The following is a 19,959-nucleotide window of genomic DNA, read 5'->3' as shown; positions in this document are numbered from 1 at the left end:
GCCTCAGCGACCGTGATGAGCCAACCATTGTCCGGCCAGTTGCCGCGCACGCTGATCAGCGGCAAACACCGCATCAAGCGACTCGACGGCAACCACCGGCTCCTGATCGAGCACTTGTTCGATCATACTCGCGATCTCGGGGAAGCGGATGCGCCGCTGGAGAAATGCCTCCACCGCCACTTCGTTGGCCGCGTTGAGCATGGCCGGCGCGCTGTTACCCGCCTCGGCCGCCTCACGGGCCAGGCGCAGGCAAGGGAAACGCTGCTCGTCCGGCGCCTTGAAGTCCAGCCGGGCAATCGCGAACAGGTCCAGTGGCGCCACGCCTGAATCGATACGCTCCGGCCAAGCCAGAGCATTGGCGATCGGCGTGCGCATGTCCGGATTGCCCAACTGGGCCAGCACCGAACCGTCGACATAATCGACCAGCGAGTGGATCACACTTTGCGGGTGCACCACCACCTCAACCTGGCTCGGCCGGGCATCGAACAGCCAGCAGGCCTCGATCAGCTCCAGGCCCTTGTTCATCATGCTCGCCGAGTCGACCGAGATCTTGCGGCCCATGGACCAGTTCGGGTGGGCGCAGGCTTGCTCGGGACTGACATCCACAAGCTCGGCCATCGGCGTTTCGCGAAACGGCCCGCCAGAGGCGGTCAACAGGATACGGCGCACGCCAACCTGAGCCAGGCCGCGGGAGTAATCACCCGGCAGGCACTGGAAGATCGCATTGTGCTCGCTGTCGATCGGCAGCAGCACCGCACCACTGCGACGTACCGCCTGCATGAACAAGGCGCCGGACATCACCAGCGCTTCCTTGTTGGCCAGCAACACCTTCTTGCCCGCCTCGACTGCCGCCAGGGTCGGGCACAGGCCCGCAGCGCCGACGATCGCGGCCATCACGGCATCCACCTCGGCAGCTGCGGCCACCTGGCACAAGCCCTCTTCGCCGACCAGCACTTCAGTGGCCAAGCCGGCTTCCGCCAGGCCTTCACGCAGTTGCTGCGCAGATTCGGCTGTCGGCACCACGGCAAACACCGGGGTATGGCGCACGCACAGGGCCAGCAGCTCTTGCAGGCGCGAATAACCGCTCAGGGCGAACACCTGGTAACGATCCGGATGGCGGGCAATCACATCGAGGGTGCTCAGGCCGATGGAGCCAGTCGCACCCAGCACGGTAATACGTTGCACGCCGCTCACATCGCGCCCCAATTGGCTGCCCAGAGCAGCACGGCAAACACCGGAATAGCCGCGGTGAGGCTGTCGATACGGTCCAGCACGCCACCGTGGCCGGGCAGCAGATTACTGCTGTCCTTGATCCCCGAGCGGCGCTTGAACATGCTTTCGGTCAGGTCGCCAACCACCGACACCAGCACCACCACTGCAGCGCCGAACAAGCCAAGCATCAGCTCGCCTGCGCTCCAGTCACGGTAGATACCCACCGCAGCGGTGATGACCAAACTCAGGACCAGGCCGCCATAGACGCCTTCCCAGCTCTTGCCCGGGCTCACCTGCGGGGCCAGTTTGCGCTTGCCGAAGGCGCGGCCGGAGAAATACGCACCGATGTCCGCACCCCAGACCAGCACCATGACCGCCATGATCAGCCAGTTGCCCAGCGGCCACTGCTTGAGCAGCACCAGGCCTTGCCAGGCCGGCAGCAGGATCAGCAGCCCGATCAGCAGGCGGCAGGCAGCACTGGCCCACAGCTCGCTGCTGCGCGGATAGGTGAGCACCAGCCAGGTGGCCAGCCCCCACCACAATACCGACGCACCCAGCACCCACGGTGCCAGGTCGGGCATCAGGTAGAGCAGCATCAGCAGCCCGGCGACGACCGCCGCATAGGCTACCCGCAGGGATTGCGCGACCAGGCCGGCCAGGCGTGCCCATTCCCAGGCGCCCAGGGTCACCACCACACCGATGAACAGGGCAAAATCGCCACCGTTCAGCAGGAAGAAGCCACACAAGGCGATCGGCAGCAGGATCAGCGCAGTAATGATGCGTTGTTTAAGCATTAAGCACGGGCTCCAGCTTCGACCTGCTCGCTGGTTTTCCCGAAGCGGCGCTGGCGCGAAGCGAAATCGGCCAGCGCGGTGCGCATGGCCTCGTGTTTGAAGTCCGGCCAGAACAGGTCGGAAAAGTACAACTCGGCGTAGGCCAGCTGCCACAACAGGAAATTGCTGATGCGGCGCTCACCACCGGTACGGATACACAGATCGGGCAGCGGCAGGTCGCCTGTGGCCAGGCAGGTCTGCAGCAGCTCGGGGGTGATATCGTCCGGACGCAGGTGACCGGCCTGGACTTCCCGCGCCAGGCGCTGGGCGGCCTGGGCGATATCCCACTGACCGCCATAGTTGGCGGCGATCTGCAGGATGAAGCGGTTGCTGCCAGCGGTCAGCGCTTCGGCTTCACGCATGGCGGCCTGCAGCTCAGGGTGAAAGCGCGAGCGGTCACCGATGATGCGCAGGCTGATGTTGTTGTCGTTGAGTCGCTTGGCTTCCCGGCGCAAGGCCGAGAAGAACAGCTCCATCAACGCCCCGACCTCTTCAGCCGGGCGCTGCCAGTTTTCACTGGAAAAGGCGAACAGGGTCAGCACCTCGACCTTGGCCTCGGCGCATACCTCGATGACCGCGCGCACCGCATCCACACCGGCCTTATGCCCGGCAACACCGGGCAACAGGCGCTTCTTCGCCCAGCGATTATTCCCATCCATGATGATCGCGACATGGCGCGGCACCGATGGGGACACACCTTGCTTGGTCTTTTCCATTGAAAAAAGTCCCGACCCTTAAACGGCCATCAGGTCCTTTTCTTTCTGCTTGACGGCAACTTCGATCTCAGCCACGAATTTGTCAGTCAGCTTCTGGATTTCGTCGGCGGCACGGCGTTCGTCGTCTTCGCTGATTTCCTTTTCCTTGACCAGATCCTTGAGCTGGCTCAGTGCATCGCGACGGATATTGCGCACGGCAATACGGCCATCTTCAGCGGCGTCACGAGCCTGCTTGGTGAAACCCTTGCGGGTCTCTTCGGTCAGCGCCGGCATGGTGATCAGCAACAACTCGCCCAGGTTGGTCGGGTTGAGGTTCAGACCCGCACTGCCGATAGCCTTGTCGACAGCGCCCAGCATATTGCGCTCGAACGCCACGACCTGCAGGGTACGGGCATCTTTCACGGTGATGTTAGCCACTTGCTTGATCGGCGTATCGGCACCGTAGTAAGGAACCATCACACCTTCCAGAACGCTAGGATGCGCCTGGCCAGTACGGATTCGGCTGAAAGCGTGCGCCAAGGACTCCAGCGACTTTTGCATGCGCTCTTGAGCGTCTTTCTTGATTTCGTTGATCATTTTTGAACTTCCTCGATCAGAGTTCCTTCAGCGCCGCCATGCACGATGTTCAGCAGGGCGCCGGGCTTGTTCATGTTGAAGACGCGCAGCGGCATCTTGTGGTCGCGGCACAGGCAGATTGCCGTCAGGTCCATCACGCCCAGCTTGCGATCCAGCACTTCATCGTAGGTCAGATGATCGAACTTCTCGGCATGCGGGTCTTTGAATGGATCTGCAGTGTATACACCATCGACCTTGGTTGCCTTCAATACCACGTCGGCATCGATTTCGATGGCGCGCAGGCAAGCGGCGGAGTCAGTGGTGAAGAACGGGTTGCCGGTACCGGCAGCGAAGATGACCACTTCTTTCGAGTTCAGGTGGCGCATGGCTTTGCGGCGATCATAGTGATCGGTCACGCCTACCATGGAGATGGCCGACATGACGATCGCGGTAATGTTCGCCCGCTCCAGCGCATCGCGCATGGCCAGGGCATTCATTACGGTCGCCAGCATGCCCATGTGGTCGCCAGTGACGCGGTCCATGCCGGCTGCACTGAGCGCCGCGCCACGGAACAGGTTGCCACCACCGATCACCAAGCCTACCTGAACACCAATACCGACCAGTTGGCCGACTTCCAGCGCCATGCGATCCAGGACCTTGGGGTCGATCCCGAACTCTTCCGAGCCCATCAGGGCCTCGCCGCTAAGCTTGAGTAGAATGCGTTTATAGCGAGCTTGATAACCACTGCCCTGCTGAGCCATTGCGAATCTCTCCTGCGGCGTTTGTAAAAAAATCTGGCGGGCTGTTTTCAGCCTGCGCGTAACTCTAGCGTGGCGCAGCTACTGCGCCAGCGAAAGGCGGTCTCGTAAACCGCTCCCGCTTTGACAAAGAGGCTGCGCGCGTGAGCGGGCAGCCTCTTCGGGGCGACAGAGGTGAATCTGTCTTATTGCTTGGCAGCAGCCAGCTGAGCGGCAACTTCTTCAGCGAAGTTGTCGACCGGCTTCTCGATGCCTTCGCCTACTTTGAAGTAGGTGAAGGAAACGATTTCAGCGCCAGCTTTCTTGGCCAGCTCGCCGACCTTGATTTCCGGGTTCATGACGAACGCTTGCTCGACCAGGCTGGCTTCGGCCAGGAACTTCGAGATACGGCCTTTGACCATGTTCTCGACGATGTTCTCAGGCTTGCCCTTGATCTTCTCTTCGTTCAGGGTCAGGAAGACGTTCTTCTCGCGCTCGATCGCTTCAGCCGAAACTTCCGATGGCAGCAGGAACTCAGGGTTGCTTGCAGCCACGTGCATGGCGATTTCTTTGGCCAGCTGGACGTCGCCGCCCTTCAGGACAACAGCAACACCGATCTTGTTGCCGTGCAGGTAGGTGCCGACAACGTCACCTTCAACGCGCACCAGGCGACGGATGTTGACGTTCTCGCCAACCTTGGCAACCAGGGCTTCACGAGCCGATTCGCGGGAAGCGATCAGCGGAGCCGCGTCAGTCAGCTTCTCGGCGAAGGCTTGCTCAACGCTTTCGGCCACGAAGGTTTTGAAGTCGTCTTGCAGGGCCAGGAAGTCGGTCTGCGAGTTGACTTCCAGCAGAACGGCGGACTTGTCGTCGGCCTTGATGGCGATAGCGCCTTCAGCGGCAACGTTGCCGGCCTTTTTAGCGGCCTTGATGGCGCCCGAAGCGCGCATGTCGTCAATGGCTTTCTCGATGTCGCCGCCGGCCTTTTCCAGGGCCTTTTTGCAATCCATCATGCCTTCGCCGGTACGCTCACGCAGTTCTTTGACCAGCGCTGCAGTAATTGCTGCCATTTCAAATTCCTCTTGGATAGGTTTTCAACCATTCCACCCGATACTTGACGGGCGTTCAATTCTGTAAATCCACTTACCAGCACTCATGCAGTAACAAGATTGCAACGGCGATGCTGACAAGAGGATTTCAAGGTGGCAAAAAGGGGGCAAAGCCCCCTTTTCGCGTGCCGAGTAGACGCTAAGCGTCAGCTACTCAGGCTTCGGCAGCCGGTGCTGCTGCTTCTTCGGCGTACACTTCGGTACCGCCAGCAACGTTGTTGCGGCCACGGATAACGGCGTCAGCCATCGAACCCATGTACAGCTGGATAGCGCGGATGGCGTCATCGTTACCTGGGATGATGTAGTCAACGCCTTCTGGGCTGGAGTTGGTATCGACAACGCCGATGACCGGGATGCCCAGCTTGTTGGCTTCGGTGATAGCGATGCGCTCGTGGTCAACGTCGATCACGAACAGGGCATCAGGCAGGCCGCCCATGTCCTTGATACCACCCAGGCTGCGATCCAGTTTTTCCAGATCGCGCGAACGCATCAGGGCTTCTTTCTTGGTCAGCTTGGCGAAAGTGCCGTCTTCGGACTGGACTTCCAGGTCGCGCAGACGCTTGATCGAAGCACGGATGGTCTTGTAGTTGGTCAGCATGCCGCCCAACCAGCGGTGATCGACGTACGGCGAACCGCAACGTGCTGCTTCTTCAGCAACGATCTTGCCAGCGGAACGCTTGGTGCCGACGAACAGAATCTTGTTTTTGCCCTGGGCCAGGCGCTCTACGAAGGTCAGTGCCTCGTTGAACATTGGCAGGGTTTTTTCAAGGTTGATGATGTGAATCTTGTTACGCGCGCCGAAAATGTACTTACCCATTTTCGGATTCCAGTAACGGGTTTGGTGACCGAAGTGCACACCGGCCTTCAGCATATCGCGCATGTTGACTTGGGACATGATAGTTCCTTGATAAGTCGGGTTGGGCCTCCACGTATCCCAATGACCAACCCGCGACCCTAAGATCGAAGGCACCCAGGTCATCGTGTCGACACGTGTGTGGGTTTAGTGCTTCCGGAGCTATCCCCGGAAAGCGGCGCATTTTATACCACAGAAGCCCGCCAAGCGAAACCCGAATTACCATAGAACGTCACAGGCTTTTGCACACACCGCCCATTAGCGCCAGAATGGCCCTTATATAAAGGCTGTATCAGCGCCATAGCCGCCTGAATCGGGCATGGCTCTGTTAGAATCCGGCCTTTCCCCAGATTATTCGCGCCTTGCTGCGCCGTAGAGAGCCTGTAATGACCGTTACCATCAAAACCGCCGAAGACATCGAAAAGATGCGCGTCGCCGGCCGCCTGGCCGCCGAAGTCCTGGAGATGATCGAAGAGCACGTCAAGCCCGGTGTCACCACCGAAGCGCTCGACCGCCTGTGCCACGACTACATCGTCAACGTCCAGAAAGCGATCCCGGCGCCACTCAACTACAAGGGTTTCCCCAAGTCGATCTGCACCTCGGTCAACCACGTGGTCTGTCACGGCATCCCCGGTGACAAACCGCTCAAGGATGGCGACACCCTGAACATCGACGTCACGGTGATCAAGGACGGCTACCACGGCGACACCAGCCGCATGTTCCACGTCGGCAGCGTGCCGGTGTGGGCCGAGCGCCTGTCCCAGGTCACCCAGGAATGCATGTACAAGGCCATCGAACTGGTCAAGCCGGGCTGCCGCCTGGGCGACATCGGTGAAGTGATCCAGAAGCACGCGGAAAAGAACGGCTTCTCGGTGGTGCGCGAGTTCTGCGGCCACGGCATCGGCAAGGTGTTCCACGAAGAGCCGCAGATCCTGCACTACGGCCGCGCCGGCACCGGCATGGAGCTCAAGGAAGGCATGACCTTCACCATCGAGCCGATGATCAACCAGGGCAAGGCCGACACCAAGGTGCTGGGCGACGGCTGGACCGCCATCACCAAGGACCGCAAGCTCTCGGCCCAGTGGGAGCACACCCTGGTGGTGACCGCGACCGGTTACGAAATCTTCACCCTGCGTAAAGACGACACTATTCCGCGCACATCGGCCTGACTCTTACAGGAAAGCCTCTCGATGCCCCAGGTGGATCCCGAGCTGTTCGATCGCGGCCAGTTCCAGGCGGAACTGGCCCTCAAGGCAAGCCCCATCGCTGCCTTCAAGAAAGCCATCCGCCAGGCCGGCGAGGTGCTCGACAACCGTTTTCGCAGCGGTCGCGAGATCCGCCGGCTGATCGAGGACCGCGCCTGGTTCGTCGACAACATCCTGCAACAGGCCTGGAATCAGTTCACCTGGAGCGAAGACGCCGATATTGCCCTGATCGCCACCGGCGGTTACGGGCGCGGCGAGCTGCACCCCTACTCCGACATCGACCTGTTGATCCTGCTCGACAGCGCCGACCATGAAGTCTTTCGTGACTCGATCGAACGCTTTTTGACCCTGCTCTGGGACATTGGCCTGGAAGTGGGCCAGAGCGTGCGCTCAGTCGATGAATGCGCCGAACAGGCCCGCGCCGACCTGACGGTTGTCACCAACCTAATGGAAAGCCGCACCATCGCCGGCCCCGAGCACCTGCGCCAGCGCATGCTCGAGGTGACCAGCACCGCGCACATGTGGCCGAGCAAGGAATTCTTCCTGGCCAAGCGTGCCGAGCAAAAGGCCCGGCACCACAAGTACAACGACACCGAGTACAACCTGGAGCCCAACGTCAAGGGCTCACCGGGCGGGCTGCGCGACATCCAGACGGTACTGTGGATCGCCCGCCGCCAATACGGCACCCTCAACCTGCATGCCCTGGCCGGCGAAGGCTTCTTGCTGGAAAGCGAGAACAACCTGCTGGCCTCGTCCCAGGAGTTTCTCTGGAAGGTGCGCTACGCCCTGCACATGCTGGCCGGGCGCGCCGAAGACCGCCTGCTGTTCGATCACCAGCGCAGCATCGCCGCCCTGCTCGGTTTTGGCGACGAGAACCCCAAGCGCGCCATCGAACAGTTCATGCAGCAGTACTACCGGGTGGTGATGAGCATCGCCGAGCTCAGCGACCTGATCATCCAACACTTCGAAGAAGTCATCCTGGACGACGACAGCGGCAGCGCCCAGCCGCTGAATGCGCGCTTCCAGCTCCACGACGGCTATATCGAGGCAGTGCGCACCAACGTTTTCAAGCGCACGCCGTTCGCCATGCTGGAAATCTTCGTGCTGATGGCCCAGCACCCGGAAATCAAGGGCGTGCGCGCCGACACCATTCGCCTGCTGCGTGAACACCGGCACCTGATCGACGACGATTTTCGTAACGATATCCGCAACACCAGCCTGTTCATCGAGCTGTTCAAGTGCGAGATCGGTATCCACCGCAACTTGCGACGAATGAACCGCTACGGCATTCTCGGCCGCTACTTGCCGGAGTTCGGCCTGATCATCGGGCAGATGCAGCACGACCTGTTCCACATCTATACAGTCGATGCGCACACCCTGAACCTGATCAAGCACCTGCGCAAACTGCAGTACACCCCGGTTTCGGAGAAATTCCCGCTGGCCAGCAAGCTCATGGGCCGCCTGCCCAAGCCGGAGCTGATCTACCTGGCCGGGCTCTACCACGACATCGGCAAGGGCCGCCAGGGCGACCATTCGGAGCTGGGCGCAGTGGATGCCCAGGCCTTCTGTGCACGCCATCAGTTGCCGAGCTGGGATAGCCGCCTGATTGTCTGGCTGGTGCAACATCACCTGGTGATGTCGACCACTGCCCAGCGCAAGGACCTCTCCGACCCGCAAGTGATCCACGACTTCGCCCAACTGGTCGGCGATGAGACCCGCCTGGACTACCTCTACGTGCTGACCGTGGCGGATATCAACGCCACCAACCCGAGCCTGTGGAACTCCTGGCGCGCCAGCCTGCTGCGCCAGCTCTACACCGAGACCAAGCGCGCCCTGCGCCGCGGCCTGGAAAACCCGCTGGACCGCGAAGAACAGATTCGCCAGACCCAGGGCGCGGCCCTGGACATCCTCATTCGCGAGGGCACCGACCCGGACGACGTCGAGCAACTGTGGTCGCAGCTGGGCGATGACTACTTTCTGCGCCATACCGCCGCCGACGTCGCCTGGCACAGCGATGCCATCCTTCAGCAGCCGGCCGATGGCGGACCACTGGTACTGATCAAGGAAACCACCCAGCGCGAGTTCGAGGGCGGCACGCAGATCTTCATCTATGCCCCCGACCAGCACGACTTCTTCGCCGTGACCGTGGCGGCCATGGACCAGCTCAACCTGAACATCCATGACGCGCGGATCATCACCTCGAGCAGCCAGTTCACCCTCGACACCTATATCGTGCTCGACAACGATGGCGGCTCTATCGGCGACAATCCCGTGCGGGTCAAGCAGATTCGCGACGGCTTGACCGACGCCCTGCGCAACCCCGACGACTATCCGACCATCATTCAGCGCCGGGTACCGCGCCAGCTCAAGCACTTCACCTTTGCCCCGCAGGTGACCATCCATAACGATGCCCAGCGCCCGGTGACCATCCTCGAACTCAGCGCCCCCGACCGCCCCGGCCTGCTGGCGCGGATCGGCAAAATCTTCCTGGAGTTCGACCTGTCGCTGCAAAATGCCAAGATTGCCACCCTCGGCGAACGGGTCGAAGACGTGTTCTTCATTACCGACGCCGACAACCAGCCCCTGTCCGACCCGCAACTGTGCAGCCGCCTGCAGGATGCGATCGTCGAGCAACTGCGCGTCGACCAGGCGACCGGGGTGCCTTTGACCCGCCTGACCATTTGACCGTTTGACGAGACCTTGCGCCGATGAACAATGCTTTGAACCAGCTTCAGCCCTACCCGTTCGAGAAACTCCGTGCGCTGCTCGGCAGCGTTCAGCCAGCAGCGGACAAACGCGCCATTGCCCTGTCGATCGGTGAACCGAAGCATGAGTCGCCGGCCTTCGTCGCCCAAGCCCTGGCCGACAGCCTCAAGCAGATGGCCGTGTACCCGACCACTGTCGGCCTGCCGGCCCTGCGCCAGGCCATTACCCGCTGGTGCGAACAACGCTTTGGCGTGCCGGCCGGCTGGCTGGATGCCGACAAACACGTGCTGCCGGTCAACGGCACCCGTGAAGCGCTGTTCGCCTTCACCCAGGCCGTGGTCAATCGCAGCGACGACGGCCTGGTGATCAGCCCCAACCCGTTCTACCAGATCTACGAAGGCGCAGCCCTGCTGGCCGGCGCCACCCCGCACTACCTGCCGTGCCTGGACAGCAACGGCTTCAACCCGGATTTCGACGCGGTGTCGGCCGAGACCTGGCAGCGCTGCCAGATACTTTTCCTCTGCTCCCCAGGCAACCCCACCGGCGCCCTGGTGCCGATGGAGACCCTGAAAAAGCTGATTGCCCTGGCCGACCAGTACGATTTCGTGATCGCCGCCGACGAGTGCTACAGCGAGCTGTACTTCGACGAGCAAAGCCCGCCGCCGGGCCTGCTCAGCGCCTGCGTGGAACTGGGCCGCAGCGACTTCAAGCGTTGCGTGGTGTTCCACAGCCTGTCCAAGCGCTCCAACCTGCCGGGCCTGCGCTCAGGCTTCGTGGCCGGCGACGCCGAGATCATCAAGCCGTTCCTGCTCTACCGCACCTACCACGGCTGCGCCATGCCGGTACAAACCCAGCTGGCGAGCATTGCCGCCTGGAACGATGAAGAACACGTGCTGGCCAACCGCGACCTGTACCGCGAAAAGTTCGATGCAGTACTGGCGATCCTCGCCCCGGTACTGGACGTTCAGCGTCCGGACGGCGGCTTCTACCTGTGGGCCAAGGTGCCAGGCGATGACGCCGCGTTCACCCGTGACCTGTTCGAAGCCCAACACGTGACCGTGGTGCCGGGTTCGTACCTGTCGCGCGAAGTGGATGGCGTCAACCCGGGTGCCGGGCGGGTGCGCATGGCATTGGTAGCGCCATTGGCCGAGTGTGTAGAAGCAGCCGAGCGGATTCGCGCGTTCTTGCAGAAGTAAACGGCCCCATCGCGGGGCAAGCCCGCTCCCACAGATGATGGTAGGAGCGGGCTTGCCCCGCGATGCTTTACTTCACCGGCCCCAGATTCGCCTCACTCATGTCCAGCTCCCCCAGCACCTGACGCACCACGTCATCACCGATCTGATGCTGGCGATGCAGGTTGTACAGCTCCAGACGCTGGGCCCGCAGCGCGCGCAGGCGCAAGCGCCGTTCGAGTTGGTCCATTTGCGCGGCCAGGGCCTGGGCTTCGGCGCTGTCGTTGAAGGTATCGAGCTGATGCCGGTATTCAGCCATCAACCGCGCCTTGAGTTCAGCCGCCAGGGCTGCCTGGGAGGCATCCAGCGGGGTACCGGCCTCGGCCAGATCTTCTGCCTCAAGCGCGTGAATCGCCGCCTCGGCCGTGCGTCGCCAGGCCTCCTGGGCTTCCTGGCGCAGGGCGTCATCCGGGCTTTTGGTGACACCGCGCAACAGCAGCGGCAAGGCGATGCAGGCGGCGACCAGCGACAGCAGAATCACCCCGGCAGCGATGAAAATCAGCAAATCACGCTCCGGGAAGTCCTTGCCGGCGCTGATCAACAGCGGCACCGACATGACACCGGCCAGGGTCACTGCCCCGCGCACGCCGCCGACGGTCAACAACCAGCAGGAACGGGCGTTGGGCACCAGCACCAGGTCTTCTTTACCGCGCCAGCGGCGGATCACGCCAATCAGGCGCCAGATGCTCTGCACCCAGATAAAGCGCAGGGCCAGCAGTACCGCAAAGATCGCCACTACATCCAGGCAGCGCCATAGCAAGGTCGGCCACAGCGAGGCTTCGTGACTGGTCACCGCCTTGATGATGTCGGGCAACTGCAAGCCCAACAACAGAAAGATCAGACCGTTGAAAGCGAACTCCAGCAGCGACCAGACGCTGCGGTTGAGCAGGCGCGTGCTGGTCTGCCGGGGCAGCAGGTCGAGCCAGCTCTGCATCATCCCCGCCGCTACCGCCGAGAGAATGCCGGAGGCACCCAGGCGCTCGGCCAGCACATAAGCGGCAAACGGCAGCAGCAACATGAACACGACATGGGTGGCCGGGTCATCCCAGCCGCGGGCGATCATCCAGGCGCGCAGGCGGCCGACCAGCCAGCTCAGGGCCACACCGATGGCCAGGCCACCGACGGCGACCAGCACGAAGGTCAGGCTGGCCTCGGCCAGGGAGAACACGCCGGTGATTGCCGCCGCCAGGGCGAACTTGAAGGTCACCAGGCCCGAGGCGTCGTTCATCAGCGCCTCGCCCTGGAGCATGTGCATCAGGGGCGTCGGCAGGCGGTCCTGGGTGATTGCCGAGACCGCCACGGCGTCGGTGGGCGACAGTACCGCCGCCAGGGCAAAGGCCACCGGCAGAGGAATGCTGGGCAGGATCCAGTGAATGAAATAGCCGGCACCTACTACGGTAAACAGGACCAGGCCGACCGCCAGGGTCAGGATCGGCCCGCGTAGCCGCCAGAGGTCGCGCTTGGGCATCCGCCAGCCATCGGAAAACAGCAGCGGTGGCAGGAACAAGAACAGAAACAATTCCGGGTCCAGGGCCACGTGCAGGCCCAGGGTCGGCCACGCCAGCAAGGCGCCAGCGGCAATCTGTACCAGCGGCAGGGGCAGCGGGATCATCCGCCCGACCAGTTTGGAAACACTCACCAGCATCAGCAGGATGAGAACGGTGTAGGCTGATTGCATTCAGCGAGTCCTGTTCAATTCAAACGCATTCAATAACTTATGCGGGGCTGGGCACGGCATTGCCATTGAAACGACATATTAGCCGCTTAGGCTGCCGGCGCACCGCTGCACAAAAGTCGCAGAACCGTCCAGAACCTGTAACACAATGCTACAAAGAGCCGTGGCAACGCCAACCCAAAGCCGCCGACCATGGCATAATCCTTCACCATTTTTTCCCAGGGGGGCAAGACATGACCAAACGCGACACGCCATTGCACCTTTATGGAATCAAGGCCTGCGACACCATGAAGAAAGCCCGCACCTGGCTCGAAAACCAGGGCCTGGGCTACGATTTCCACGACTACAAGACCCAGGGCATTGACCGTGCGAGCCTTGAGCGCTGGTGCAATGAACATGGCTGGCAAACAGTACTCAACCGTGCTGGCACCACCTTCCGCAAACTAGACGACGCCCAGAAGGCCGATCTCGACCAGCTCAAGGCCATCGAACTGATGCTGGCCCAACCGTCGATGATCAAGCGCCCTGTGCTCGACCTCGGTAAGCGGACCCTGGTCGGCTTCAAGCCTGATCTGTACGCGGCCGCCCTTCAGTAACCCGGCGCCGAGCTTTCATTCAATTTCGCAAGAGGTAACTGCATGTCCACTTCCCTGTTCAGCCTGGCCTTCGGTGTCGGCACCCAGAACCGTCAAGGCGCCTGGCTGGAAGTCTTCTACGCACAACCGCTGATCAACCCGGCTGCCGAACTGGTCGCTGCCATCGCCCCGGTCCTGGGCTATGAAGGCGGCAACCAGGCGATCGCCTTCAGCACCAGCCAGGCTGCCCAGCTGGCCGAAGCCCTCAAGAGTGTCGATGCTGCCCAGGCCGCACTGCTGACCCGCCTGGCCGAAAGCAACAAGCCGCTGGTAGTCACCCTGCTGGCCGAAGACGCCGCGCTGACGTCCACCCCGGAAGCCTACCTGAAGCTGCACCTGCTTTCGCACCGCCTGGTCAAGCCACACGGCCTGAACCTGGCCGGTATCTTCCCGCTGCTACCGAACGTGGCCTGGACCAGCCAGGGCGCCGTCGACCTGGCGGAGCTTGCCGAGCAGCAACTGGAAGCGCGCCTGAAGGGCGAGCTGCTGGAAGTGTTCTCGGTGGACAAGTTCCCGAAAATGACCGATTACGTAGTCCCTGCCGGCGTGCGTATTGCCGACAGCGCCCGTGTACGCCTGGGCGCCTACATCGGCGAAGGCACCACCATCATGCACGAAGGCTTCGTCAACTTTAACGCCGGCACCGAAGGCCCGGGCATGATCGAAGGCCGCGTTTCCGCGGGCGTCTTCGTCGGCAAGGGTTCGGACCTGGGCGGCGGCTGCTCGACCATGGGCACCCTGTCCGGCGGCGGCAACATCGTCATCAAGGTTGGCGAAGGCTGCCTGATCGGCGCCAACGCCGGTATCGGCATCCCGCTGGGCGACCGCAACACCGTTGAAGCCGGCCTGTACATCACTGCCGGCACCAAGGTGAACCTGCTGGACGAGAACAACCAGTTGGTCAAGGTCGTCAAAGCCCGCGACCTGGCCGGCCAGACCGACCTGCTGTTCCGCCGCAACTCGCTGAACGGTGCCGTGGAGTGCAAGACCCACAAGTCGGCCATCGAGCTGAACGAAGCGCTGCACGCCCACAACTAAGTGGTACCATCGGGTCTGGCCTAACGCCAGGCCCGATTTTCAGGTCCGATCATCATGTTCCAGCCCTCCCCCTGGCGCGCTGACTTTCCAGCCATCGACGCCCTGCAACGCCAGCACCAGACCTACCTGGACAGCGCCGCTACCACGCAAAAACCGCAAATCCTGCTCGATGCCCTGAGCCACTACTACGGCCATGGTGCTGCCAATGTGCACCGTGCCCAACACTTGCCCGGCGCCCTGGCGACCCAAGCCTTCGAACGCAGCCGGGAAAAGGTCGCCGGCTGGCTGAACGCCGTCGACAGCCAGCAAATCGTCTTCACCCATGGCGCCACCTCGGCCCTGAACCTGCTCGCCTATGGGCTTGAGCCGCTGTTCGAGGCCGGTGACGAAATTGCCATTAGCGCCCTGGAGCACCACGCCAACCTGCTGCCCTGGCAACAGTTGGCACAGCGCCGCGGACTCAAGCTGGTGGTGCTGCCACTGGACAGCCGCGGCCTGATCGACCTCAACATCGCCCTGCAACTGATTGGCCCGCGCACCCGGGTGCTGGCGGTCAGCCAGTTGTCCAACGTACTTGGTGCCTGGCAGCCGCTGGAGCCCCTGCTGGCCCATGCCCAGGCCCAGGGCGCGCTGACCGTGGTCGATGGCGCCCAGGGCGTGGTCCACGGCCGTCATGACGTACGCCAGCTGGGCTGTGACTTCTACGTATTCTCCAGCCACAAGCTGTATGGCCCTGACGGCGTCGGCGTGCTCTACGGCCGCAGCGAGGCCCTGGCGCGCCTGCGTCATTGGCAATTCGGCGGCGAGATGGTGCAGATCGCCGACTACCACAGCGCCAGCTTTCGCCCGGCGCCGCTGGGCTTCGAAGCCGGTACCCCGCCGATTGCCAGCGTGATCGGCCTCGGAGCCAGTCTCGATTACCTGGCGGGGCTCGATGCCCATGCGGTCGCCGAGCATGAAGCCGGCCTGCACCGGCATCTGCTGCGCGGCCTCAACGACCGCGAAGGCATCCGCCTGCTTGGCCAGCCGCAACTGGCCCTGGCCAGCTTCGTAGTCGACGGTGTGCACAACGCTGATCTGGCCCATATGCTCACCGAACAAGGCATCGCCGTGCGCGCCGGCCATCACTGCGCCATGCCATTGCTCAAAAGCCTCGGCCTGGACGGTGCGATCCGCGTGTCCCTGGGCTTGTACAACGACTCCGACGACTTGCAGCGTTTCTTCGAAGCTCTGGATCAAGCCCTGGAGTTGCTGCGATGAGCCTGCCGATGGCCGCACAGGAAGCCCTGAATGTCTTCGAACAGGCGGCCGGCTGGGAACAGCGCGCACGGTTGCTGATGCAATGGGGCGAGCGTCTGGCGCCCTTGAGCGAAGAGGAAAAGTCCGAATCCAATCGTGTTCATGGCTGCGAAAGCCAGGTCTGGCTGGTGGCCGAGCAGCAGGACGGCCAGTGGCGCTTCAAGGGTGCCAGCGATGCGCGGATCATCCGCGGCTTGCTGGCGCTGCTGCTGGTACGGATCGAAGGGCTGTCCAGCGCCGAACTGGCACAACTGGATCTGCCTGCCTGGTTCAATCAGCTGGGCCTGGGCCGCCAGCTCTCGCCTTCGCGCAGCAACGGCCTGAACGCCGTGCTGCAACGCATGTCTCAGCTCGCCGCGGGCGCCTGAGCCTTGCGCTCGGACGGGCGGCGGGCGCCGCCCACAAGCTTTTCCACCGCCTTGCTGGCGGCGACCATGCCGAAGGTTGCAGTGACCATCATCACCGCGCCGAAGCCGCCGGAGCAGTCCAGCTTAACCCCCTCGCCGACAAAGCTCTTCTGCAGGCAGACGCTGCCGTCGCCTTTGGGGTAGCGCAACTGTTCGGTGGAGAACACACAGGGCACGCTGTAGTTGCGGGTCACCGTGCGGGAAAAACCATAATCGCGACGCAGGGTCGAACGCACCCGCGAAGCCAGCGGGTCGTTGAAGGTCTTGTTCAGGTCGGCGACGCGGATCTGGGTCGGATCGATCTGCCCTCCAGCACCACCGGTGCTGATGATGGTGACCTTGTGGCGCTTGCACCAGCCAATCAGCGCGGCCTTGGCCATGACGCTGTCGATGCAGTCGATCACACAGTCGATGTGCTCACCGATGTACTCGGGCAGGGTTTCCTTGGTGACGAAATCCACCACCGCATGCACCTTGCACGCCGGGTTGATGGCCCGCAGGCGCTCGGCCATGACCTCGGCCTTGGCGCGGCCGATATTGCCCTCCTGGGCATGCAACTGACGGTTGGTATTGCTGACGCAGACATCATCGAGGTCGAACAGGGAGATTTCGCCCACGCCGCTACGGGCCATGGCTTCGGCCGCCCAGGAGCCGACCCCGCCGATACCGACGATGGCTACGTGGGCCTCGCGCAGGCGCTGCAGGCCGTTGTCACCGTACAACCGGGCGACACCGGCAAAGCGTGGATCTTCTGTACTCATGGCCCAACCCCGAAAAAACCGGCGCGTATTATAGGCCTCTTACGACGCGATGGCACCCTGCTGTACCCGCCGCCTGAGTCGTGCATTGGTAAAGGTAGTTGTAATCCTGCTTTAATGTCCCATGCAATCCAAAGACTTGGACGACAAAAGTACGGGCTAAGAACTTCAGCTCCTGAAGCCAATCCAATCTTCTGCCACCGACCTGTTCTCACATTGCCAGGACAGGACGCACGCAGGATTCGCGCCCTCCGGCGCCCGCCCGTTCCACCTTTCGGAACCCGAACTATCTATGTCATCGCGTAAATTTGGTATCAACCTGGTGATAGTCATGGCCATCGCCGCGCTATTCACCGGGTTCTGGGCGCTGATCAACCGCCCGGTTTCCGCCCCCAACTGGCCGGAGCAGATTTCCGGTTTCTCCTATTCGCCGTTCCGCCAGGGCGAGAGCCCGCAAAAGGGCCAGTACCCGAGCGAGGACGAACTGCGCCAGGACCTCGAACAGCTCAGCAAGCTGACCGACAGCATCCGTATCTATACGGTGGAAGGCACACAGGCGGAGATTCCGCGCCTGGCCGAAGAGTTCGGCCTGCGCGTGACCCTGGGGGTGTGGATCAGCCCGGACCTTGAGCGCAACGAGCGGGAAATCGAGAAAGCCATCGAACTGGCCAACAGCTCGCGCAGTGTCGTGCGGGTCATGGTCGGCAACGAAGCGCTGTTCCGCAAGGAGATCACCCCGGAGGCGCTGATCCAGTACATGGACCGGGTGCGCGCGGCGGTAAAGGTACCGGTGACCACCAGTGAGCAATGGCACATCTGGAAAGAACATCCGGAGCTGGCCAAGCATGCCGACCTGGTGGCTGCGCACATCCTGCCATACTGGGAATTCATTCCGATGAAGGATGCCGGCCAGTTCGTCCTCGACCGTGCCCGCGACCTCAAGCAACAATTCCCACGCAAACCGCTGCTGCTGTCTGAAGTCGGCTGGCCAAGCAACGGCCGCATGCGTGGCGGTGCCGAAGCGACCCAGGCCGACCAGGCCATCTACCTGCGCACCCTGGTCAACAAGCTCAACCGCCAGGGCTACAACTACTTTGTCATCGAAGCCTACGACCAGCCGTGGAAAGCCAGCGACGAAGGCTCGGTGGGCGCTTACTGGGGCGTATTCAATGCCGCACGCCAGCAAAAATTCAACTTTGAAGGCCCGGTTGTAGCCATTCCGCAATGGCGCGTGCTGGCGGTCGGTTCGGTGGTACTGGCGATGCTCTCGCTGACCCTGCTGCTGATCGACGGCTCGGCCCTGCGCCAGCGCGGCCGGACCTTCCTGACCTTTATCGCCTTCCTTTGCGGTTCGGTACTGGTGTGGATCGGCTACGACTACAGCCAGCAATACAGCACCTGGTTCAGCCTGACCGTGGGCTTCCTGCTCGCCCTCGGCGCCCTCGGCGTGTTTATCGTGCTGCTCACCGAGGCCCATGAGCTGGCCGAAGCGGTGTGGATTCACAAACGCCGCCGGGAATTCTTGCCGGTGCAGGCCGACGCGGCCTACCGTCCCAAGGTCTCGGTGCATGTGCCGTGCTACAACGAGCCGCCGGAGATGGTCAAACAGACCCTCAACGCCCTGGCGGCGCTGGATTATCCGGACTACGAAGTCCTGATCATCGACAACAACACCAAGGACCCGGCGGTCTGGGAGCCGATCAAGGCTCACTGCGAGATGCTCGGCGAGCGCTTCAAGTTCTTCCACGTCGCGCCCCTGGCCGGTTTCAAGGGCGGTGCGCTGAATTATCTGATCCCGCATACCGCCAAGGATGCCGAAGTGATCGCAGTGATCGACTCGGACTACTGCGTCGACCGCAACTGGCTCAAGCACATGGTGCCGCACTTCGCCGATCCGAAGATCGCCGTGGTGCAATCGCCCCAGGACTACCGCGACCAGAACGAAAGCACCTTCAAGAAGCTGTGCTACAGCGAATACAAGGGCTTCTTCCATATCGGCATGGTCACCCGCAACGACCGTGACGCGATCATCCAGCACGGCACCATGACCATGACCCGGCGCTCGGTGCTCGAAGAGCTGGGCTGGGCCGACTGGTGCATCTGCGAGGATGCAGAGCTCGGCCTGCGGGTGTTCGAGAAAGGCTACTCGGCGGCCTATTCCCACGAGAGCTATGGCAAGGGCCTGATGCCTGACACCTTCATCGACTTCAAGAAGCAGCGCTTCCGCTGGGCCTACGGCGCCATCCAGATCATCAAGCGCCATGCCGCAAGCCTGCTACGCGGCAAGGACTCGGAACTGACCCGTGGCCAGCGCTATCACTTCCTCGCCGGCTGGCTGCCGTGGATTGCCGATGGCATGAATATCTTCTTCACCGTCGGCGCCCTGCTGTGGTCGGCGGCGATGATCATCGTGCCGCAACGGGTCGACCCACCGCTGCTGATCTTCGCCATTCCGCCACTGGCGCTGTTCGTCTTCAAGGTCGGCAAGATCGTGTTCCTCTACCGCCGTGCGGTAGGCGTGAACCTCAAGGACGCTTTCGCCGCGGCCCTGGCCGGCCTTGCCCTGTCGCACACCATTGCCAAGGCGGTGCTGTACGGTTTCTTCACCAGCAGCATCCCGTTCTTCCGCACGCCGAAGAACGCCGACAGCCATGGTTTGCTGGTGGCGCTTTCCGAAGCCCGTGAAGAGCTGTTCATCATGTTGCTGTTGTGGGGTGCGGCGGCCGGGATCTACCTGGTTCAGGGCCTGCCGAGCAACGACATGCGTTTCTGGGTGGCCATGCTGCTGGTGCAGTCGCTGCCGTACCTGGCGGCACTGATCATGGCCATGCTGTCGTCGCTGCCCAAGCCGGTGGATGCCGCACAGCCGGCCCAGGCCTCCTGACCCCGGGGCGGCCTTGCCGCCCTTTCGCCGGCAAGGCCGGCTCCCACAGGACGGGTAAACACCCAACCTGTGGGAGCTGGCTTGCCAGCGATGAGGCGCTGACAA

17 protein-coding genes are annotated in these 19,959 nt (G+C 62.4%); 8 read left to right on the top strand and 9 right to left on the bottom strand.

Going from position 1 to position 19,959, the window contains the following annotated elements; all coding sequences use genetic code 11:
* Positions 1-3: 3 nt before the first annotated feature.
* The 7 genes from ispC to rpsB all read right to left on the bottom strand — a co-directional run bounded on the left by ispC (position 4) and on the right by rpsB (position 6,057).
* A complete protein-coding gene (gene ispC / locus LOY45_RS05790) occupies positions 4-1,194 on the bottom strand; it encodes a 1-deoxy-D-xylulose-5-phosphate reductoisomerase (protein ID WP_115088382.1) in 1,191 nt (396 codons plus the stop codon).
* Positions 1,191-2,006 (bottom strand): phosphatidate cytidylyltransferase, encoded by an 816-nt coding sequence (locus tag LOY45_RS05785; RefSeq protein ID WP_115088383.1) that lies wholly within the window; start codon positions 2,004-2,006, stop codon positions 1,191-1,193. The genes ispC and LOY45_RS05785 overlap by 4 nt, the downstream gene beginning before the upstream one ends.
* Complete coding sequence (gene uppS, locus LOY45_RS05780; RefSeq protein ID WP_115088384.1) at positions 2,006-2,761, bottom strand: polyprenyl diphosphate synthase; 756 nt, start codon at positions 2,759-2,761, stop codon at positions 2,006-2,008. The genes LOY45_RS05785 and uppS overlap by 1 nt, the downstream gene beginning before the upstream one ends.
* Before the next feature lie 18 nt (positions 2,762-2,779).
* Positions 2,780-3,337 carry a ribosome recycling factor gene (frr, locus tag LOY45_RS05775; RefSeq protein ID WP_038996742.1) on the bottom strand — a complete coding sequence of 186 codons (558 nt, stop codon included), beginning with the start codon at positions 3,335-3,337 and terminating at the stop codon, positions 2,780-2,782.
* Complete coding sequence (gene pyrH, locus LOY45_RS05770) at positions 3,334-4,077, bottom strand: UMP kinase (protein WP_038614006.1); 744 nt, start codon at positions 4,075-4,077, stop codon at positions 3,334-3,336. Before pyrH ends, frr begins: the two co-directional genes overlap by 4 nt.
* A 182-nt stretch (positions 4,078-4,259) precedes the next feature.
* Positions 4,260-5,123 (bottom strand): translation elongation factor Ts, encoded by an 864-nt coding sequence (gene tsf, locus LOY45_RS05765; RefSeq protein WP_115088385.1) that lies wholly within the window; start codon positions 5,121-5,123, stop codon positions 4,260-4,262.
* 193 nt (positions 5,124-5,316) lie between these two features.
* Positions 5,317-6,057 carry a 30S ribosomal protein S2 gene (gene rpsB, locus LOY45_RS05760; protein WP_115088386.1) on the bottom strand — a complete coding sequence of 247 codons (741 nt, stop codon included), beginning with the start codon at positions 6,055-6,057 and terminating at the stop codon, positions 5,317-5,319.
* Between the two features lie 344 nt (positions 6,058-6,401).
* Here rpsB and map point away from each other — a divergent pair, with 344 nt between their 5' ends.
* From map to dapC, 3 genes are read left to right on the top strand one after another with little or no spacing between them, the layout of a single operon-like run.
* A complete protein-coding gene (gene map / locus LOY45_RS05755; RefSeq protein WP_115088387.1) occupies positions 6,402-7,184 on the top strand; it encodes a type I methionyl aminopeptidase in 783 nt (260 codons plus the stop codon).
* A 21-nt stretch (positions 7,185-7,205) separates the two neighbouring features.
* Positions 7,206-9,905 carry a [protein-PII] uridylyltransferase gene (locus LOY45_RS05750; RefSeq protein ID WP_115088388.1) on the top strand — a complete coding sequence of 900 codons (2,700 nt, stop codon included), beginning with the start codon at positions 7,206-7,208 and terminating at the stop codon, positions 9,903-9,905.
* A gap of 23 nt (positions 9,906-9,928) precedes the next feature.
* On the top strand, positions 9,929-11,122 hold the full coding sequence (gene dapC, locus LOY45_RS05745; protein ID WP_115088389.1) for a succinyldiaminopimelate transaminase: 1,194 nt from the start codon (positions 9,929-9,931) through the stop codon (positions 11,120-11,122).
* 67 nt (positions 11,123-11,189) lie between these two features.
* Here the strand turns inward: dapC and LOY45_RS05740 are convergent, their stop codons facing one another.
* Positions 11,190-12,836, bottom strand: a complete 1,647-nt coding sequence (locus LOY45_RS05740) for a Na+/H+ antiporter (protein WP_134064016.1) — start codon at positions 12,834-12,836, stop codon at positions 11,190-11,192.
* Between the two features lie 230 nt (positions 12,837-13,066).
* Between LOY45_RS05740 and LOY45_RS05735 the strand changes: the two genes are divergently transcribed.
* The 4 genes from LOY45_RS05735 to LOY45_RS05720 are packed head-to-tail and all read left to right on the top strand — an operon-like array spanning position 13,067 to position 16,173.
* Positions 13,067-13,429: an ArsC family reductase gene (locus tag LOY45_RS05735; RefSeq protein WP_115088392.1), complete on the top strand. Its 363-nt coding sequence runs from the start codon at positions 13,067-13,069 to the stop codon at positions 13,427-13,429.
* 42 nt (positions 13,430-13,471) lie between these two features.
* A complete protein-coding gene (dapD, locus tag LOY45_RS05730) occupies positions 13,472-14,506 on the top strand; it encodes a 2,3,4,5-tetrahydropyridine-2,6-dicarboxylate N-succinyltransferase (RefSeq protein ID WP_258578855.1) in 1,035 nt (344 codons plus the stop codon).
* Positions 14,507-14,560: 54 nt separating this feature from the next.
* Positions 14,561-15,766, top strand: a complete 1,206-nt coding sequence (locus LOY45_RS05725; RefSeq protein ID WP_115088394.1) for an aminotransferase class V-fold PLP-dependent enzyme — start codon at positions 14,561-14,563, stop codon at positions 15,764-15,766.
* Complete coding sequence (locus LOY45_RS05720; protein ID WP_115088395.1) at positions 15,763-16,173, top strand: SufE family protein; 411 nt, start codon at positions 15,763-15,765, stop codon at positions 16,171-16,173. Before LOY45_RS05725 ends, LOY45_RS05720 begins: the two co-directional genes overlap by 4 nt.
* Here LOY45_RS05720 and tcdA read toward each other — a convergent pair.
* The gene (gene tcdA / locus LOY45_RS05715) at positions 16,152-16,973 is read right to left on the bottom strand and encodes a tRNA cyclic N6-threonylcarbamoyladenosine(37) synthase TcdA (RefSeq protein WP_134064020.1); all 822 of its coding nucleotides are present in this window, start codon (positions 16,971-16,973) and stop codon (positions 16,152-16,154) included. The two genes, LOY45_RS05720 and tcdA, sit on opposite strands and share 22 nt — an antisense overlap.
* Before the next feature lie 289 nt (positions 16,974-17,262).
* On the opposite strand from tcdA, the gene LOY45_RS05710 reads away from it, so the two are divergent.
* On the top strand, positions 17,263-19,854 hold the full coding sequence (locus tag LOY45_RS05710) for a glycosyltransferase (protein ID WP_115088397.1): 2,592 nt from the start codon (positions 17,263-17,265) through the stop codon (positions 19,852-19,854).
* Positions 19,855-19,959 lie beyond the last annotated feature (105 nt).

It is taken from the genome of Pseudomonas wadenswilerensis (genome assembly GCF_024749185.1).
Classification (GTDB): domain Bacteria; phylum Pseudomonadota; class Gammaproteobacteria; order Pseudomonadales; family Pseudomonadaceae; genus Aquipseudomonas; species Aquipseudomonas wadenswilerensis.
This window is presented reverse-complemented; position numbering and strand designations above follow the sequence as displayed.

Bases quoted from the DNA above. Each gene is read 5' to 3' on its own strand.
- LOY45_RS05725 (WP_115088394.1), top strand. From the start codon at position 14,561: ATGTTCCAGCCCTCCCCCTGGCGCGCTGACTTTCCAGCCATCGACGCC.
- uppS (WP_115088384.1), bottom strand. From the start codon at position 2,761: ATGGAAAAGACCAAGCAAGGTGTGTCCCCATCGGTGCCGCGCCATGTC.
- pyrH (WP_038614006.1), bottom strand. From the start codon at position 4,077: ATGGCTCAGCAGGGCAGTGGTTATCAAGCTCGCTATAAACGCATTCTA.
- frr (WP_038996742.1), bottom strand. From the start codon at position 3,337: ATGATCAACGAAATCAAGAAAGACGCTCAAGAGCGCATGCAAAAGTCG.
- map (WP_115088387.1), top strand. From the start codon at position 6,402: ATGACCGTTACCATCAAAACCGCCGAAGACATCGAAAAGATGCGCGTC.
- LOY45_RS05750 (WP_115088388.1), top strand. From the start codon at position 7,206: ATGCCCCAGGTGGATCCCGAGCTGTTCGATCGCGGCCAGTTCCAGGCG.
- tcdA (WP_134064020.1), bottom strand. From the start codon at position 16,973: ATGAGTACAGAAGATCCACGCTTTGCCGGTGTCGCCCGGTTGTACGGT.
- dapD (WP_258578855.1), top strand. From the start codon at position 13,472: ATGTCCACTTCCCTGTTCAGCCTGGCCTTCGGTGTCGGCACCCAGAAC.
- LOY45_RS05740 (WP_134064016.1), bottom strand. From the start codon at position 12,836: ATGCAATCAGCCTACACCGTTCTCATCCTGCTGATGCTGGTGAGTGTT.
- LOY45_RS05735 (WP_115088392.1), top strand. From the start codon at position 13,067: ATGACCAAACGCGACACGCCATTGCACCTTTATGGAATCAAGGCCTGC.
- LOY45_RS05785 (WP_115088383.1), bottom strand. From the start codon at position 2,006: ATGCTTAAACAACGCATCATTACTGCGCTGATCCTGCTGCCGATCGCC.
- LOY45_RS05710 (WP_115088397.1), top strand. From the start codon at position 17,263: ATGTCATCGCGTAAATTTGGTATCAACCTGGTGATAGTCATGGCCATC.
- dapC (WP_115088389.1), top strand. From the start codon at position 9,929: ATGAACAATGCTTTGAACCAGCTTCAGCCCTACCCGTTCGAGAAACTC.
- LOY45_RS05720 (WP_115088395.1), top strand. From the start codon at position 15,763: ATGAGCCTGCCGATGGCCGCACAGGAAGCCCTGAATGTCTTCGAACAG.
- rpsB (WP_115088386.1), bottom strand. From the start codon at position 6,057: ATGTCCCAAGTCAACATGCGCGATATGCTGAAGGCCGGTGTGCACTTC.
- tsf (WP_115088385.1), bottom strand. From the start codon at position 5,123: ATGGCAGCAATTACTGCAGCGCTGGTCAAAGAACTGCGTGAGCGTACC.